The sequence below is a fragment of the Pseudomonas sp. ICMP 561 genome (genome assembly GCF_002699985.1).
Classification (GTDB): Bacteria; Pseudomonadota; Gammaproteobacteria; order Pseudomonadales; family Pseudomonadaceae; genus Aquipseudomonas; species Aquipseudomonas quasicaspiana.
Map to the genome: position 1 here is coordinate 84,672 of NZ_LKBT01000010.1, position 15,804 is coordinate 100,475.

A 15,804-nucleotide genomic window follows, 5' to 3' on the forward strand; every position below is an offset into this window, starting at 1 on the left:
TTCGCCGGGGCTTTTTTTATTGGTAAGTTCTTTTTTCTTTTAGATCCTCTTTTCATGCCTCGCCCCAGGGAGCTGACATGCACATCCAGATTCTAGGCTCCGCTGCTGGCGGCGGCTTTCCACAGTGGAACTGTAATTGCGCGAACTGCGCCGGTTTCCGCGAGGGCAGCCTGCGGGCCCATGCCCGGACCCAATCGTCCATCGCGCTCTCCGACGATGGCATCAACTGGGTGCTGTGCAACGCCTCTCCGGACATTCGCGCACAGCTGGCCGGTTTCGGCCCTATGCAACCAGGCCGCTCCCTGCGCGACACCGGGATCAGCGCGATCATCCTGATGGACAGCCAGATCGACCACACCACCGGCTTGCTCAGCTTGCGCGAAGGCTGTCCGCATCAGGTCTGGTGTACCGACATGGTTCATGAAGACCTGAGCACCGGCTTACCGTTGTTCAACATGCTCAAGCACTGGAACGGCGGCCTGGCCTGGAACCGGATCGAGCTTGAAGGCAGCTTTGTGATTCCTGCGTGCCCGAACCTGCGTTTCACGCCATTCCCGCTGCGCAGCGCGGCCCCGCCTTATTCGCCGCATCGCTTCGATCCGCACCCGGGCGACAACATTGGCCTGATGGTCGAAGACCTGAAGACCGGCGGCAAGCTGTTCTACGCGCCGGGGCTGGGCAAGGTCGATGATGCGCTGATGGAAAAAATGGTCGCCGCCGATTGCCTGCTGGTGGACGGCACGATGTGGGACGACGATGAGATGCAGCGTCGTGGAGTAGGCACACGGACCGGAACGGAAATGGGTCACCTGGCGCAAAACGGCCCTGGCGGCATGCTCGAAGTGCTGGAACGCCTGCCGAAACAGCGCAAGGTGCTTATCCACATCAATAACACCAACCCGATCCTCGACGAAGACTCGCCCGAACGCGCTGAGCTTGCTCGCCGTAATGTCGAAGTAGCGTTTGATGGGATGAGTATTGAGTTGTAAGCAGCGGAATGACAACGAATCCGTTGGAGCGTGGCTTGCCCGCGAATACGATGGCTCAGACGCAAAAGGTGTGTCGAATGTACCGGCCTCTTCGCGGGCAAGCCTCGCTCCAACAAAGTTAGTTTTTTGAGGGAGTCTAAATGAGCGAAGCAACGCCGCTGTCCCCCGCTGAATTCGAACAGGCCTTGCGTGCCAAAGGCGCGTATTACCACATTCATCACCCGTACCACGTGGCGATGTACGAAGGCCGTGCGACCCGCGAACAGATTCAGGGCTGGGTCGCCAACCGGTTCTACTATCAAGTGAACATCCCGCTCAAGGATGCTGCCATTCTGGCCAACTGCCCGGATCGTGAAATTCGTCGTGAGTGGATTCAGCGCCTGCTGGATCACGACGGTGCACCCGGCGAAGACGGCGGTATTGAAGCCTGGCTGCGTTTGGGCCAAGCCGTTGGTCTGGATCCGGATCAACTGCGCTCACAGGAACTGGTTCTGCCAGGCGTGCGCTTCGCCGTGGACGCCTACGTCAACTTTGCCCGCCGCGCCAACTGGCAGGAAGCGGCCAGCAGCTCGCTGACAGAGCTGTTCGCCCCGCAGATCCACCAGTCGCGTCTGGACAGCTGGCCACAGCATTACCCGTGGATCGATCCAGCAGGCTATGAGTATTTCCGGACCCGACTGGGTCAGGCACGTCGAGATGTAGAGCACGGCCTGACGATCACCCTGCAGCACTATACGACTTATGAAGGCCAGCAGCGCATGCTGGAAATCCTGCAGTTCAAACTCGACATTTTGTGGAGCATGCTGGACGCCATGAGCATGGCTTACGAGCTGAACCGCCCGCCTTATCACAGCGTGACCGACCAACGGGTCTGGCATAAGGGGATTGCCCTATGAGCTTTGATCGACAACAAGTCCCGAGCTGGCGCCGGGGCTACCGCTACCAGTTCGAACCGGCCCAGAACGGCCACGTGCTGCTCTACCCGGAAGGCATGATCAAACTCAATGAAAGCGCCAGTGCTATTGGTGGTTTGATCGACGGTCAGCGCAGCGTGGCGGCGATCATTGAAGCCCTGAACGAGCAGTTCCCGGGCTTTCCCGAGCTCGGCAGCGATGTCGAGCAATTCATGGAGGTCGCCCGTGGCGAACACTGGATCGAACTTGCCTGAGTCGACCCCGGTCGAGTCAGCCATCAAGATTCCGCCCAAGCCCGCAGTCGGTTTGCCGCTTTGGCTGCTGGCCGAGCTGACGTATCGCTGCCCGCTGCAATGTCCGTATTGCTCGAACCCGTTGGACTTTGCCAAACAAGGCCAGGAGTTGACCACCGAGCAGTGGTTCAAGGTCATGGCCGAAGCGCGGGAGATGGGCGCGGCGCAGATTGGTTTCTCCGGCGGCGAACCGCTGGTGCGTCAGGACCTCGCGGAGCTGATCCGCGAAGCCCGTCGTTTGGGTTATTACACCAATCTGATTACATCGGGCATCGGTCTCACCGAGCAAAAAATCATCGATTTCAAGGAAGCTGGGCTCGATCACATTCAGATCAGTTTCCAGGCCAGTGACGAGCAAGTGAACAACATGCTCGCAGGCTCGAAAAAAGCCTTCGCGCAGAAGCTGGAGATGGCCCGTGCGGTCAAGAAGCACGGCTATCCGATGGTGCTTAACTTCGTGACCCACCGGCACAACATCGACAAGATCGATAAAATCATCGAGTTGTGTATCGCTCTCGAAGCAGATTTCGTCGAGCTGGCGACGTGTCAGTTCTACGGCTGGGCGCACCTGAACCGCCAGGGCTTGCTGCCCACCAAGGATCAGCTGGTTCGCGCCGAGCGGGTCACGAACGAATACCGCGACAAGCTGGCTGCCGAAAATCATCCGTGCAAGTTGATCTTCGTCACCCCGGATTACTACGAAGAACGCCCGAAAGCCTGCATGAACGGCTGGGGCAATATCTTCCTCACCGTGACTCCGGATGGCACCGCCCTACCCTGTCACGGGGCACGGCAAATGCCGGTGCAGTTCCCCAACGTTCGCGACCATACGATGCAACACATCTGGTACGACTCATTCGGTTTCAACCGCTTCCGTGGTTACGACTGGATGCCCGAACCGTGTCGCTCATGTGACGAAAAAGAGAAGGATTTCGGCGGCTGTCGCTGCCAGGCATTCATGCTCACCGGCGATGCCGCCAATGCCGACCCGGTGTGCAGTAAATCACCTCATCACGGGATGATTGTGCAGGCTCGAAAAGAAGCCGAATATGCGACTCAAACCATTGAGCAGTTGGCCTTTCGCAATGACAGAAACTCGCGCCTCATCGCCAAATCCTGAAACGTTTACTGCAGCCCAGGCGGTCGCCGCCGGCGTTGATTTCGCCGAGTTGGCTGTCAGCCCGCTGGGGCTGTTCTGGAATGAATACCGGCCTGAGGATGGCGCGTGCCGTATCTGGCGCTGGTTTGAAGGCAACACGACCTGCCTGACCCCCGATGGCTTCAGCGTGCGCAGCCGGGTCTATGAGTACGGCGGCGGTTCTTTCTGCCTGACCGACGATGGCCTGGTGTTCGTCAACGAAAGCGATCAGCAGCTCTATCGCCAGCCACTGTTGTTTGATGAGTTCGAGGGTGAAGGTCTGCCCGAAGCCATCACCACCGGCAAAAAACGCTACGGCGATCTGGTATTTGCCAACGGGCAGATTCTGGCCGTCGAAGAAGATAAAGAATTCCATCAACTGGTCAGCATTGACGTCGCCAATGGCAAGCGTCTGGTGCTGGCGCGCGGGGCGGATTTCTATGCGTCTCCTACCCTCAGTCCTGACGGTCAGCGCCTGGCCTGGATTGAATGGCAAAAGCCGCACCAGCCCTGGACCAGCACACTGTTGATGAGCAGCAAACGTCAGGCTGCAGGTGGTTGGTCCGAGCCGCGCTGCCTGGCGGGCGACCGTGATGAAGAGTCCATTCAGCAAGCCCGTTTCGACGCCACGGGGCGTTTGTATTGCCTGAGCGATCAGGGCGGTTTCTGGCAGCCTTGCGTAGAAGGCTCATTCGGCCTGACCCATCTCAAGGCATCCGATGCCGATCATGCGCCAGCGCCTTGGCAATTGGGCGGGCGCAGTTGGTTGCCGTTACCTCACGGCGCTTACCTCGGCACCTGGTCGGAAAACGGGACAGGCGTGTTGGGGATGCGTGATTCCCACGGCACGCTGCAAGACTTCAGTGGCGAGTACAGCCGCTTCCGCAGCCTGGCGCTCGACGATCAATACGTTTATTGCGTCGCGGCTTCAGCCACCTGCCCTTCGGCGGTGCTCGCGATCAGTCGCGAAGATCACAGCGTTCAGGTCCTGGCCGGAGGCGTCGCGCCCCTGCCGCCTGAGCAAATCAGCCGTCCAGAAACCCTGCGCTACAAAAGCGGCGATGGCGAAGCGAACGGCTATTTCTACCCGGCCATGAACGCCGTCGGCACTCCACCGCTGGTGGTATTCGTCCACGGCGGGCCAACCTCGGCCTGCTACCCGGTCCTTGACCCGAAAATCCAGTACTGGACCCAACGCGGCTTTGCCGTGGCCGACCTCAACTACCGCGGCAGCACCGGTTATGGCCGGGAATATCGCCAGAGCCTGCACCTGAACTGGGGCGTGGCCGATGTGGAGGACGCCTGTGCAGTCGTTGCGCACCTGGCGGGACGCGGGCTGATCAATCCGGATCAGGCGTTTATTCGTGGCGGCAGTGCCGGGGGCTATACAACCCTGTGCGCACTGGCCTTCAAGAAAGTCTTCCGCGCCGGTGCAAGCTTGTACGGCGTCAGCGACCCACTGGCACTGGCCAAAGCCACGCATAAATTCGAGAGCGATTATCTGGACTGGCTGATTGGTGACCCTGAAGAGGACATCGACCGCTATCACGCCCGCACGCCACTGCTCCACGCCGCCGAGATCCAGGTGCCGGTGATTTTCTTCCAGGGCGAGCTCGACGCAGTGGTCGTCCCCGAACAGACCCGCGCTATGCTGATGGCCCTTAAATCCCGAGGTGTTGTGGCTGAAGGGCATTTTTACGCCGACGAACACCATGGCTTCCGCAAGGCGGTCAACCAGGCGGACGCGTTGACGAAGGAGTGGGCGTTCTATCGAAAGGTGATTGATCAGGTGTGATCAATCGGGGGACTTGTTGGAGCGAGGCTTGCCCGCGAAGAACGAACATGCGGTATGCCTGTTCCACCGCGGTGTCTCATTCGCGGGCAAGCCTCGCTCCAACAGGTTGTGCCGCGCCTGAATACCTATCAAATCAAACCGAAGGCTGTGTAGCCTGCATCGACGGTCTCTGACTGACCTCGAAATACCAGTTGGCCAGACGCGGGTAGCGGTTGCGCCAGGCCAGGTCCGGCTGGCGGAAGTCGAGGTAGCCCAGTGCCGCAGCGACGCTAATCGAGGCCACATCAAACGCCGAGCTAAGTTCGGTAATCGCTTCCTGCTCGAAGTAAGCCAGGCTGCGCTCGACCTTTTCCTGCTGATTATCGAGCCAGGTGTCCCAGTGCTTTTCCGCCGGACGCAGCGCTTGCTCGTATCGAATCAGCAACGCCGCATCCAGCAAAGCGTCGGCCAGAGAAGCCAGGGTCAAACGCCTCCAGCGCGCCGAGCCCTCGCGCGGAATCAGCGCAATGCCGACATGCTGGTGATCGAGATAATCGAGGATCACCCTGCTGTCATGAATGACGTTGCCATCCGCCAACCGTAGCGCGGGAAGCTTGCCAGCGGGGTTATCGTTGTTCAGTTCTTCAACCGGGGCGACAGGCGAAAGCGTGGTGGGTTGAAGTGTCACCCGGTCCAACTGTCCCGTTTCATGCAGTACCAGCATCACCTTGCGGGCAAACGGTGAAGCCGCGTTGTAGTACAACGTCATGGTCGGCGCAGACATGGAGGTTCCTCGAATAAGACAGTCCCTCAGACTAGCCAGCGCCACGGTGGTCCGCAATATTTGCTTTCAGGACTTGCGAGCCAGCAAGCCTCTGATGCTGAACACTGCTGCGACGCCCATGCCCAGCCAGGCCAGTGCATCCCACCAGCCATCACCCAGCAACGCAGCGAAAAGCCCCAGCCCGGTCAGCAAGGCAATCACTCCCGGCGCGGCAAAGGTCTTCCAGAATGTGGAACGCTTCATTGCAGCGTCTCTTGTGGCGACACATGGATTGGACGTGCAACCTTTCTGCGCACCCACCACAAATACAGCCCGCTGCTCAGGACAATAATCGTCAGCACATCAAGCGCCGCCCATAGCACTTTCATTGGCATGCCGCCGTAATCCCCAAAGTGCAGTGGCTGAGACATGCCCAGCGCATCCATGTACCAAGGCCGTTCGACCACCGCCGTGACATCCAGGGTTTGCGCATCAATCAGCACCGGCGTCATGAGGTGCGCCGTTAAATGCGTATTACCTTTCATGAACACCCCGTAATGGTGCTCGCTGGAGAAACGCGTTCCGGGGAAAGCAACGAAGTCGATCTGCATGCCCGGCGCTGCGGATTCGGCGATCTCCACCAGACGCGTTGCGGGGGCAAGTTGAGTCAGCGGCGGCGCACCGCGATAAGGTTCGATCATCTCGGCTAGCGTGTCGTTGCGCCACGACGCGATCAACAGGTCGGCGCAGGCGCTGATCACTCCGGTCACCCCTACTACCAGTGCCCAGGTCAGGGTCACGACGCCAATCAGGTTGTGCAGATCAAGCCAGCGCATGCGCGTTGATTTGTCGGCGCGCACCGTGGCGAATTTGAGTTTGCGCATGAACGGTGCGTACAGCACTGTCCCGGAAATAATCGCCAGCACGAACATCAGGCCCATGAATGCCAGCAGCAACTTCCCCGGCAGCCCTGCATACATATCCACATGCAGGCGCAACATGACCATCATGAAACCGCCATTGGCAGACGGCGTTTCCATGGCTTCGCCGGTGCGCGAATCAAGCATGAAAGAGTGCGAATCGTTGGGTTCGGTGCCCGCTGTTTTGGCCATGATCGCCCAGACACCGTTCGGCTCGTCGTCCTCCCAGCCGAAGTACTGCATGACCTCGCCGGGACGATGAGCCTCGGCAGCTTCGACCAGTTGTTGCAGGTTCAAGTGCGGCGTGTCGGCTGGCATTTCCTTGAACTCAGGTGAATTGCCCAGCAGGTGATCAATTTCGTGACTGAACACCAGTGGCAACCCGGTCAGCGCCAGCATCAACAAAAACAGGGTACAGATCAAGCTCGTCCAGGTATGAACGAAGGACCAGCGGCGCACGGTTTGGCTTTTCATGCTGTTCTTCTCGAAAACCTTTATCCAAAACAAAAAGGCCGCTGATTAGCAGCGGCCCTTCAGTACAACATGAAATAACAAGAACGATTCGCGATTGTGTCAGAGCCAATGATTACTGGCAAATGCTGGCTGTCGGATGAAATCCTTTGGCGAAACTTTGTCAGGAGGGTATGCCGTGTAGGTGATGCAATTCGTGGCCTGAGTCCGGGAATCTGCAAACCAAGGAGCGCGCCTGCCCGCGATAGCGTCAGCACAGGCGATACATTCATCGACTGACAGACCGAATCGTGGGCAAGCGCGCTCCTACAGCTCACCCGTTTGCTGCGCGACAGCGCGGCGTCTGAACGACGGGGCCGCAACTACAGAAATCAAAAGCCTTTAACGAACCACACCCTCTTCAATAAGCAACTTCAGAATCGCCTCAGCCCCCGCCTCTGGCGTAACGCCCTTGAGCACTTGCCCGCCGCCACCGCTGGCTTTGGCCGTTGCGGCTTTCATGCGGTCTGCGCCGCTTTTGGCCTTGATGACTTTAAGGCGTTTGGGCCGGGGTTTGGCCGGTTGCAGGACCGAGCCGCCGAGCAGTTCATCGCTAATGATTTCCACCTGTTCGGCTGCAAGTGTGCCGCGTTGCGCAGGACCGTAAGCGCTTTGCCGGGGCTTGGGCGCAGCGTTATCCACAGTCGCCAGAAACGGCAGCCGTACTTTCAAGCGCCGACGCTGACCACGAGGTAATGCCTGAAGCACCAGAGCACTGCCGTTATCCAGTGACTCCACTTCCGCCAATCCCACTACGAGCGGCCAACCCAGCTTTTCAGCCAGCAGAAACGGCAACATCCCGGACCCCTCTCCGGTTTCCGCCTGACTTCCGGTGAGCACCATCTGCACACCGGACTCTCGGATGTAATCCGTCAACGCAGGTAATGCGTCAGCGTTTTCCGGCTGTTCCAATACATGCAACTCGTCCAGGCCCATGCCCAGATAAGCTCGCAGCGCAGGCTCCTCGGGGTTCCCCGCATGCAGCACGTGTAAGTTATCCCCAGCCAGCTGCAAGCCTAACTCAACGGCGCGAGCGTCCTGCTCAGCGCGGCGTGCGCGGCCGGATGTCGGGTGTGCGCCGATGGAGACCAGGCTGATGATGTGCGTAGCAGCATTATCCACAGAGGAAGCAGTTGGTTCAGGCCGCATCTTGTTTTGCTCCATGACGATGGGTTTCCACCGCGTCGATCAGCGCCTTGAGAATTGCCGCGCTGTCGCCGATCACAGAAAGGTCAGCGCGTTTGATCATGTCGCAGCCGGGATCAAGGTTGATTGCCACGACTTTGTCGCAGGCACCAATGCCTTGCAGGTGCTGGATTGCGCCGGAAATGCCTACCGCCACATAAACCCTTGCCGTGACCCAGGTGCCGCTCGCGCCGACCTGTCTATCACGGCCCATGAAGCCATCGTCCACCGCCACCCGAGATGCACCTTCGGTCGCACCAAGGGCCGCAGCGGTCCGATGGAACAAATCCCAGTCCTTGACGCCATTACCGCCGGAGAAGATGAACTCCGCTTCCGCCATCGGAATCATGGCCGGATCGACAGCGACAGCGCCAAGGTCTTCAATCCGCGGCAGGCTGCGCGCCACGCTTGTGGATAACTCGACGGGCAATACTTCATGGCGGGTTTCACTGACCGGCTCAGCACACTCCGCAGCAGCGAGGATCAAGCGCGCCAGTGGTCTTGAGATATCTTCCTGGCCCGCACCGGCGCGACCGATGCATTGCTCATCCTTGACCTGCCAGACACGTGTGGCCGGACGCTCGCCCAGACTTGCTGCGAAGCGACGGCCCAATTCGCCGCCACCGCTACGACTGTCCGGCAACAGCCAGTGACGTGGGTTGAACTGATTATCCACAGCTCGCAGGCCCTGGACGCGCTGCTCCGGTGAGTAACCGCTGAACTCGCTACCCTCCAGAACCAACAAGCGATCCACGCCTGCCGTCGCGAATGCACTCTCTTTGTGCTCACCAAACACCACCGCCAGTACCGCGCCGTTCTGACCAGCAAGCTGATGAGCAAGGCCCAAAAGGTCGCGGTCGTGAGCGCTCAAACGCCCGCCGACCATATCCGGCACAACGCATATATAGAAGGCTGGCTGCGGCACTTGATGCAGCGGCAACTGCACTTCAGCTGTGGCTGAGCGTTTCACCGCCCCACCTTGCTGAGCGCCACTGCGGTCTATTCGCTTGATGCCGTTGGGACCGATAAATCCAACGCCGTGCACGTTCTTGCGCATCAGGCCGTTAGGCCCCATCCAGCTGGTTTGTGCCGGTTGCATCGCAGCATGCAGCGGATGCAGACGGTTACGGGCGATCCATTCAGCGCGAGGATCACGACGGATAATGTCGCTCATCAGTGCACCTCCGCAGGTTCACGTTTTACTGGCGCGGGCTTGCTGGGGATAACTTCTTCCACCAGTGCATCTGCCACCAATTCGGCAATGTCTTTGATCAGCGGCCGCGGCTCGACCACGCCTTCGAGCATCGCGGTGCATTGCGGGCAACCGACAGCCACCAGTTCAGCACCGGTTTCGCGGATGTCGTCCATGCGCATGTCGGGGATACGTTGTTTGCCAGGAATATCCGTAATGGGCGCGCCGCCACCGCCACCGCAGCAACGGGAGCGGAAACCGGAACGCTGCATTTCCTTGACCTCGATACCCAGCGCGCGCAACACATCACGCGGCGCTTCGTACTCGCCGTTGTAGCGGCCCAGATAACACGGGTCGTGATAGGTCACGCTGGAGCCCTTGTGCTGGCCCAGATTCAGCGCGCCACCTTGAATCAACTCAGCCATGTAAGTGCTGTGGTGTTGCACGAGGTAATTGCCATCGAACGCGCCGTACTCGTTTTTCAGCACATGGAAGCTGTGCGGATCGCAGGTGACGATGCGTTTGAAGCTGTATTTGTTCAGCGTCTGAATGTTGCGTCTGGCGAGCATCTGGAAGGTCGCTTCATCACCGAGACGTCGGGCCACATCGCCGCTGTCCCGCTCTTCAAGACCCAGCACGGCGAAGTCGACTTTGGCCGCTTTCAGGACTTTGACAAAGGCGCGCAAAGTACGTTGGTTGCGCATGTCGAAAGCGCCGTCGCCCACCCAGAACAGGACTTCGACAGCTTTTTTGTCGGAGAGCAGATTGAGGTTCAAATCCGCCGCCCAGTTCATCCGCCCGCCCGGTGCGAAGCCGCCGGGGTTATCGGTGGCGATCAGGTTTTCCAGCACTTCAGCGCCTTTGTTCGGCGTCGCGCCTTTTTCCAGGGTCAGGTGACGGCGCATGTCGACGATGGCGTCCACGTGCTCGATCATCATCGGGCATTCTTCGACGCAGGCACGGCAGGTGGTGCAGGACCACAAGGTTTCAGCATCTACCAGGCCGTTGACGATGGGCTGATGCGGGTTGCCGCCGTGCAGGCCGATCTCTTTGCCGGGATAAGGGCTGCCGGCGAACTTGGCGTCAGTGCCGCCAGCCAGACCCACCACCATGTCCTGAATCAGTTTTTTCGGGTTCAACGGCTGACCGGCTGCGAACGCCGGACACGCGGCTTCACACTTGCCGCATTGCACGCAGGCGTCAAAACCGAGCAGTTGGTTCCAGGTGAAATCCTTGGGTTTTTCTACGCCGAGTGGCGCGGTTTTGTCGTTGAGGTCCAGGGGTTTGAGGCCGGTTGAGCGACCACCGCCAAAGCGTTCGGCGCGACGGTGCCAGGCCAGATGCAACGCGCCGGCAAAGGCGTGCTTCATCGGGCCGCCCCAGGTCATACCGAAGAACATTTCCGACACGCCCCACAGGCATCCCAGGCCTAGTAGCGCGACCAACACCCAGCCGCCGAAGTCCTGCGGGAGAATCCCCGCCACCGGCAGCGTGACCAGGAAGAAGCTGACGGAAAACGCCATAAGGCTTTTCGGCAGGCGCATCCACGGGCCTTTCGACAGGCGAGCCGGTGGGTTACGGCGGCGCCGGGACANGCCGATGAACATCAGGGTCGAGGCCAGCAGCAGGGCATAACCGAGGATGCGGCTGTGCAGGCCAAAGCCGTGTACGACGATCGCGAGCAATGCCGACAGCACAAAGCCCAGCGCCGTTGCGACGTGGGTATTGGCGATGTATTTGTCCCGAGCCACGACATGGTGCAGATCGACCATGTAACGCTTGGGCATGGCCAACAATCCGCCGAGCAGGTCGACTTTAGAGGCTCGGCCGTTGCGCCACATATTCACCCGCCGCACAGCCCCCAGGACAGCAAAGCCCAGAGCAGCGAACAGCAAGATGGGAAGCAGTGTGTTCAGCATGTGAAGCTCCTACGGCGCGCGGTCCGACAGAGGTCATCGGTCTCCTGTAGGAGTGAGCTTGCTCGCGATCCAGTGCGCAGCGCTGGCAATGGATTCAAATTCAAACCCGATTGAAGGCCGTTCCGGCCTTATCGCGAGCAAGCTCACTCCTACAGGGGTACTCGTTTCTTCTGTGGGAGCTGGGCTTGCCCGCGATTGAGGCGCCGCGGCTCATAAGGCCAACCTCGTCATCATTCATCGCGAGCAAGCTCGGCTCCTACAGGGGTATTCGGTGTTTCCTGTGGGAGCCGGGCTTGCCCGCGATAAAGGCGCTGCGGTCTATCAGGCAAACCACGTCATCGTTCATCGCGGGCAAGCGCGCTCCTACGGGATCGACTTAGAAGTCCTTACAAAGACGCAAACCGTCATAGATCGCTGCATGGGTATTACGCTGTGCCACGCAGTCCCCAATACGGAACAGCAAGTACCCGTCACCCGGTTCGCTCAAACAAGGTTGCGGCTGAATAGCGAACAACGCTTCGATGTCGATCTGGCCCTTGTTACGCGAATCTGCTTTCAACGCGTAATACAACTCTTCGTCCGGGCGCACACCGTTTTCAACGACCACCTGATCCACTACCCGCTCTTCTTTGGCACCGGTGTATTCGTTTTCCAGTACAGCCACCAGCTTGTCGCCTTCGCGGTAGACCTTCTCCAGCATCATGTCGCCGGTCATGATCACTTCTTTCGGATACATGCTGCGGTAGTAAGTCGGGAACGACGTGCCGCCAATGGCAACGCCCGGCTTGATGTCATCAGTGACGATCTCCACCTGGCTGCCTTTGTCGGCCAGGAAGTCAGCCGTCGACATCCCGGTGAATTCACAGATAGTGTCGTAGACCAGCACGTTCTTGCCCGGCGCGACCTTGCCGTCGAGGATGTCCCAACTGCTGACCACCAGACCTTCAGCCGCGCCCCAATGTTCGTTTTGCTCCAGAAAAGGATGACCGCCCACCGCCAGCACGACGATGTCCGGACGCAGATCCATGATGGTCGCCGGGTCTGCCGCCGTACCCAGGCGCAGATCGACTTTCAAACGCGCCAGCTCCAGCTGGAACCAGCGAGTGATGCCTGCAATCTGGTCACGCTGCGGGGCTTTCGAGGCGGTGGTGATTTGCCCGCCGATGAATTCTTTCTTCTCGAACAGCGTCACGTCATGACCGCGCTCGGCCGAAACCCGTGCAGCTTCCATCCCCGCAGGCCCGGCACCGACGATCACCACCTTGCGCTTCGGCCCGGTGGATTTTTCGATGATGTGCGGCACGCCCATGTATTCACGAGAGGTCGCGGCGTTCTGAATACAAAGAACGTCAAGGCCCTGGTATTGGCGGTCGATGCAGTAGTTGGCACCGACGCACTGTTTGATCTGGTCAATCTGGCCCATCTTGATCTTGGTGATCAGGTGCGGGTCAGCGATGTGCGCGCGGGTCATGCCGACCATGTCGACGTAACCACCTTCAAGAATCCGCGTAGCCTGATTCGGGTCCTTGATGTTCTGCGCGTGCAGCACCGGTGCCTTGACCACTTCCTTGATACCGGCCGCCAGATGCAGGAACGGCTCCGGTGGGTAACTCATGTTCGGAATAACGTTGGCCAGGGTGTTGTGGGTATCACAGCCCGAGCCGACGACGCCGATGAAGTCGATCATGCCGGTCTGGTCGTAGTACTTGGCGATCTCCTTCATGTCTTCGTGGCTGAGGCCATCCGGGTGGAATTCGTCACCACAGATGCGCAGGCCGACGCAGAAGTCAGGACCGACCTCCTTGCGCACCGCCTTGATCACTTCCAGGCCGAAACGCATGCGGTTTTCGAAGCTGCCGCCCCACTCGTCCGTTCGCTTGTTAACCCGCGGGCTCCAGAACTGGTCGATCATGTGCTGGTGCACGGCTGACAGTTCGACACCGTCCAGGCCACCGGCCTTGGCCCGCGCCGCAGCGCTGGCGTAGTTGCCGATCACGCGCCAGATTTCTTCCGGCTCGATGGTCTTGCACGTCGCACGGTGCACTGGCTCGCGGATGCCCGAAGGCGACAGCAACGTCGGCCAATGGTCGCCGTCCCAGCGGGAGCGACGGCCCATGTGGGTAATCTGGATCATGATCTTGGCGCCGTGCTTGTGCATGGCGTCCGCGAGATTCTGGAAGTGCGGGATGATCTTGTCGGTCGCCAGGTTGACCGACTTCCACCAGCTTTGCGGGCTGTCGATAGCGACGCTGGATGAACCACCACAAATCGCCAGGCCGATACCGCCCTTGGCTTTTTCCTCGTAGTACTTCACATAGCGGTCCGTGGTCATGCCGCCATCGGTGGCGTAGACCTCGGCGTGCGCGGTGCTCAATACCCGGTTACGGATCGTGAGTTTGCCTATCTGGATAGGCTGAAACATCGCTTCGAAAGCCATGACACGATCCTCGACTTACAACGGTTTGACGATGAACAGGCCGTCGTCATGGCCTTCTTCCGAACCGCCGTAAACCTGCTCGGCGACCGTACGAATCGGGCTGCCTGCTGCGGCGAGAATCTGATCCATGGCGCCGGCAAACCAACCGGTGAACATGTAATCAACCTTGCGACCGACTTTGCCGTAGACGTACACAAAGCAGGAGTGCTCAAGCTTGACGCTGGCGGTGCCTTTCTCCAGATCGATGTCTTGAATCTTGAACAGCCCCCAGCCACGCTGCGACAGACGCTTCATGTAGTGTTCGAATACTGCAACGCCTTCCAGACCGTGGCATTCAGCTTCTTTCTCGCACCAGTGCCACGCGGATTTGTAGCCCGCCTTGTAGAGAATGTCAGCGTAGGCATCAGCGCCCAGTACTTCTTCAATGCCCATGTGGTTGTTGACGAAAAAGTGGCGCGGCACGTACAGCATCGGCAACGCATCAGAGGTCCAGACGCCGGTTTCGCTGTCGACTTCGATAGGCAGTTGCGGGGCGATTTTAGCCATGGGGTCAAACTCCAGATGTTCGGGGTACGCCCACTGCGCGAAATGGCAGCGGGGTGATCAATTCAGTAAAGGTTTTGCTCGTGATCGGGGGTTACTCGCCCCAGACATCCTTGAGCACGTTGACCCAGTTCTCGCCCATGATCTTGCGCACCACACGCTCGGAGTGGCCGCGCTTGAGCAAGGTCTCGGTCAGGTTCGGGAACTCGCCAACCGTGCGGATACCCAGCGGGTTGATGATCTTGCCGAAGCTGGTCAGGCGGCGGGCGTAGCCCTTGTCGTGGGTCAGGTATTCGAAGAAGTCCTGACCGTGCCCCTGAGTGAAGTCGGTGCCGATACCGATGGCGTCTTCGCCGACGATGTTCATGGTGTATTCGATAGCTTCGGCGTAATCGTCGATGGTCGACTCAATGCCTTTGGCGAGGAACGGCGCAAACATGGTTACGCCTACGAAACCGCCGTGATCGGCGATGAACTTGAGTTCTTCGTCGGACTTGTTGCGCGGGTGCTCTTTAAGACCGGACGGCAGGCAGTGGGAGTAGCAGACCGGTTTTTTCGATTCGAGGATGACTTCTTCTGAAGTCTTGGAACCGACGTGGGACAAGTCGCACATAACGCCGACCCGGTTCATTTCAGCGACGATTTCGCGGCCGAAACCCGACAACCCGCCATCACGCTCGTAGCAGCCGGTGCCCACCAGATTCTGGGTGTTGTAGCACATCTGCACGATGCCCACGCCGAGCTGTTTGAAGATCTCGACGTAGCCAATCTGGTCTTCATAGGCATGCGCATTCTGGAAGCCGAAGAGGATGCCGGTCTTGCCCAGTTCTTTCGCCTTGCGGATGTCGGCGGTGGTACGTACCGGCATCACCAGGTCGCTATTTTCGCGCATCAGCTTCTGGCTTTTGCAGATGCTGTCGATAGTCGCCTGGAAACCTTCCCACACCGACACGGTGCAGTTGGCCATGGTCAGACCGCCTTTGCGCATGTCTTCAAACAGCTCGCGGTTCCACTTGGCGATGATCAGCCCGTCAATAACGATGCTGTCGGCGTGTAATTCGGCTGGGCTCATCAGGCTGTCCCTTTATATAAGTGCTGATTAGGTACTGGCGCGCCGAATCGTATGCCGACGCTATTGAGGCCAGCATATGCCTGAGGGTCGGCCGAGCCGGGTGCAAAAACGACAGGGGGTTTGCCGAAAGCGTCAAGAAACGACAAAGGGCGACA

General features: G+C 59.3%; 14 protein-coding genes. 5 read left to right on the forward strand and 9 right to left on the reverse strand.

The annotated features are described in order from the left end of the window. Positions 1-77 precede the first annotated feature (77 nt). The 5 genes from pqqB to AO242_RS09370 all read left to right on the forward strand — a co-directional run bounded on the left by pqqB (position 78) and on the right by AO242_RS09370 (position 5,129). Positions 78-989 (forward strand): pyrroloquinoline quinone biosynthesis protein PqqB, encoded by a 912-nt coding sequence (pqqB, locus tag AO242_RS09350; RefSeq protein WP_099268492.1) that lies wholly within the window; start codon positions 78-80, stop codon positions 987-989. Between the two features lie 140 nt (positions 990-1,129). Beyond that, on the forward strand, positions 1,130-1,885 hold the full coding sequence (pqqC, locus tag AO242_RS09355) for a pyrroloquinoline-quinone synthase PqqC (RefSeq protein ID WP_099268493.1): 756 nt from the start codon (positions 1,130-1,132) through the stop codon (positions 1,883-1,885). Next, a complete protein-coding gene (pqqD, locus tag AO242_RS09360; RefSeq protein WP_027899483.1) occupies positions 1,882-2,157 on the forward strand; it encodes a pyrroloquinoline quinone biosynthesis peptide chaperone PqqD in 276 nt (91 codons plus the stop codon). Before pqqC ends, pqqD begins: the two co-directional genes overlap by 4 nt. Next, positions 2,129-3,316, forward strand: a complete 1,188-nt coding sequence (gene pqqE, locus AO242_RS09365) for a pyrroloquinoline quinone biosynthesis protein PqqE (RefSeq protein ID WP_164581574.1) — start codon at positions 2,129-2,131, stop codon at positions 3,314-3,316. Before pqqD ends, pqqE begins: the two co-directional genes overlap by 29 nt. Next, complete coding sequence (locus tag AO242_RS09370) at positions 3,282-5,129, forward strand: alpha/beta hydrolase family protein (protein WP_099268495.1); 1,848 nt, start codon at positions 3,282-3,284, stop codon at positions 5,127-5,129. The genes pqqE and AO242_RS09370 overlap by 35 nt, the downstream gene beginning before the upstream one ends. 133 nt (positions 5,130-5,262) lie before the next feature. On the opposite strand, the gene AO242_RS09375 is transcribed toward AO242_RS09370, so the two are convergent. The 9 genes from AO242_RS09375 to AO242_RS09415 form a co-directional block, all read right to left on the reverse strand. After that, positions 5,263-5,892: a glutathione S-transferase gene (locus AO242_RS09375; RefSeq protein WP_027899486.1), complete on the reverse strand. Its 630-nt coding sequence runs from the start codon at positions 5,890-5,892 to the stop codon at positions 5,263-5,265. A 66-nt stretch (positions 5,893-5,958) separates the two neighbouring features. Next, positions 5,959-6,135: a hypothetical protein gene (locus tag AO242_RS09380; protein WP_049826841.1), complete on the reverse strand. Its 177-nt coding sequence runs from the start codon at positions 6,133-6,135 to the stop codon at positions 5,959-5,961. Then, entirely contained in the window at positions 6,132-7,265 is a 1,134-nt protein-coding gene (locus tag AO242_RS09385; protein ID WP_099268496.1) for a PepSY-associated TM helix domain-containing protein, read from the reverse strand. The genes AO242_RS09380 and AO242_RS09385 overlap by 4 nt, the downstream gene beginning before the upstream one ends. 378 nt (positions 7,266-7,643) lie before the next feature. Then, positions 7,644-8,450, reverse strand: a complete 807-nt coding sequence (gene etfB / locus AO242_RS09390; protein ID WP_099268497.1) for an electron transfer flavoprotein subunit beta — start codon at positions 8,448-8,450, stop codon at positions 7,644-7,646. Continuing rightward, positions 8,440-9,660, reverse strand: a complete 1,221-nt coding sequence (gene etfA, locus AO242_RS09395) for an electron transfer flavoprotein subunit alpha (RefSeq protein WP_099268498.1) — start codon at positions 9,658-9,660, stop codon at positions 8,440-8,442. The genes etfB and etfA overlap by 11 nt, the downstream gene beginning before the upstream one ends. Next, positions 9,660-11,597, reverse strand: coding sequence for a dimethylglycine demethylation protein DgcB (dgcB, locus tag AO242_RS09400; protein ID WP_099268499.1), 1,938 nt, complete (start codon positions 11,595-11,597; stop codon positions 9,660-9,662). The genes etfA and dgcB overlap by 1 nt, the downstream gene beginning before the upstream one ends. 376 nt (positions 11,598-11,973) lie before the next feature. Further along, on the reverse strand, positions 11,974-14,034 hold the full coding sequence (dgcA, locus tag AO242_RS09405) for a dimethylglycine demethylation protein DgcA (RefSeq protein ID WP_027899494.1): 2,061 nt from the start codon (positions 14,032-14,034) through the stop codon (positions 11,974-11,976). Positions 14,035-14,049: 15 nt separating this feature from the next. Then, positions 14,050-14,580: a DUF5943 domain-containing protein gene (locus tag AO242_RS09410; protein WP_027899495.1), complete on the reverse strand. Its 531-nt coding sequence runs from the start codon at positions 14,578-14,580 to the stop codon at positions 14,050-14,052. Positions 14,581-14,671: 91 nt separating this feature from the next. Further along, positions 14,672-15,649 carry a dipeptidase gene (locus tag AO242_RS09415; protein WP_027899496.1) on the reverse strand — a complete coding sequence of 326 codons (978 nt, stop codon included), beginning with the start codon at positions 15,647-15,649 and terminating at the stop codon, positions 14,672-14,674. Between the last annotated feature and the right edge of the window lie 155 nt (positions 15,650-15,804).

What these genes read in the sequence shown, in the direction of transcription:
- AO242_RS09375 (WP_027899486.1), bottom strand. Translation starts at nt 5,892, where the DNA reads ATGTCTGCGCCGACCATGACGTTGTACTACAACGCGGCTTCACCGTTT.
- etfB (WP_099268497.1), bottom strand. Translation starts at nt 8,450, where the DNA reads ATGCGGCCTGAACCAACTGCTTCCTCTGTGGATAATGCTGCTACGCAC.
- AO242_RS09370 (WP_099268495.1), top strand. Translation starts at nt 3,282, where the DNA reads ATGACAGAAACTCGCGCCTCATCGCCAAATCCTGAAACGTTTACTGCA.
- AO242_RS09380 (WP_049826841.1), bottom strand. Translation starts at nt 6,135, where the DNA reads ATGAAGCGTTCCACATTCTGGAAGACCTTTGCCGCGCCGGGAGTGATT.
- AO242_RS09415 (WP_027899496.1), bottom strand. Translation starts at nt 15,649, where the DNA reads ATGAGCCCAGCCGAATTACACGCCGACAGCATCGTTATTGACGGGCTG.
- pqqD (WP_027899483.1), top strand. Translation starts at nt 1,882, where the DNA reads ATGAGCTTTGATCGACAACAAGTCCCGAGCTGGCGCCGGGGCTACCGC.
- dgcA (WP_027899494.1), bottom strand. Translation starts at nt 14,034, where the DNA reads ATGGCTTTCGAAGCGATGTTTCAGCCTATCCAGATAGGCAAACTCACG.
- etfA (WP_099268498.1), bottom strand. Translation starts at nt 9,660, where the DNA reads ATGAGCGACATTATCCGTCGTGATCCTCGCGCTGAATGGATCGCCCGT.
- AO242_RS09410 (WP_027899495.1), bottom strand. Translation starts at nt 14,580, where the DNA reads ATGGCTAAAATCGCCCCGCAACTGCCTATCGAAGTCGACAGCGAAACC.
- pqqB (WP_099268492.1), top strand. Translation starts at nt 78, where the DNA reads ATGCACATCCAGATTCTAGGCTCCGCTGCTGGCGGCGGCTTTCCACAG.
- pqqC (WP_099268493.1), top strand. Translation starts at nt 1,130, where the DNA reads ATGAGCGAAGCAACGCCGCTGTCCCCCGCTGAATTCGAACAGGCCTTG.
- AO242_RS09385 (WP_099268496.1), bottom strand. Translation starts at nt 7,265, where the DNA reads ATGAAAAGCCAAACCGTGCGCCGCTGGTCCTTCGTTCATACCTGGACG.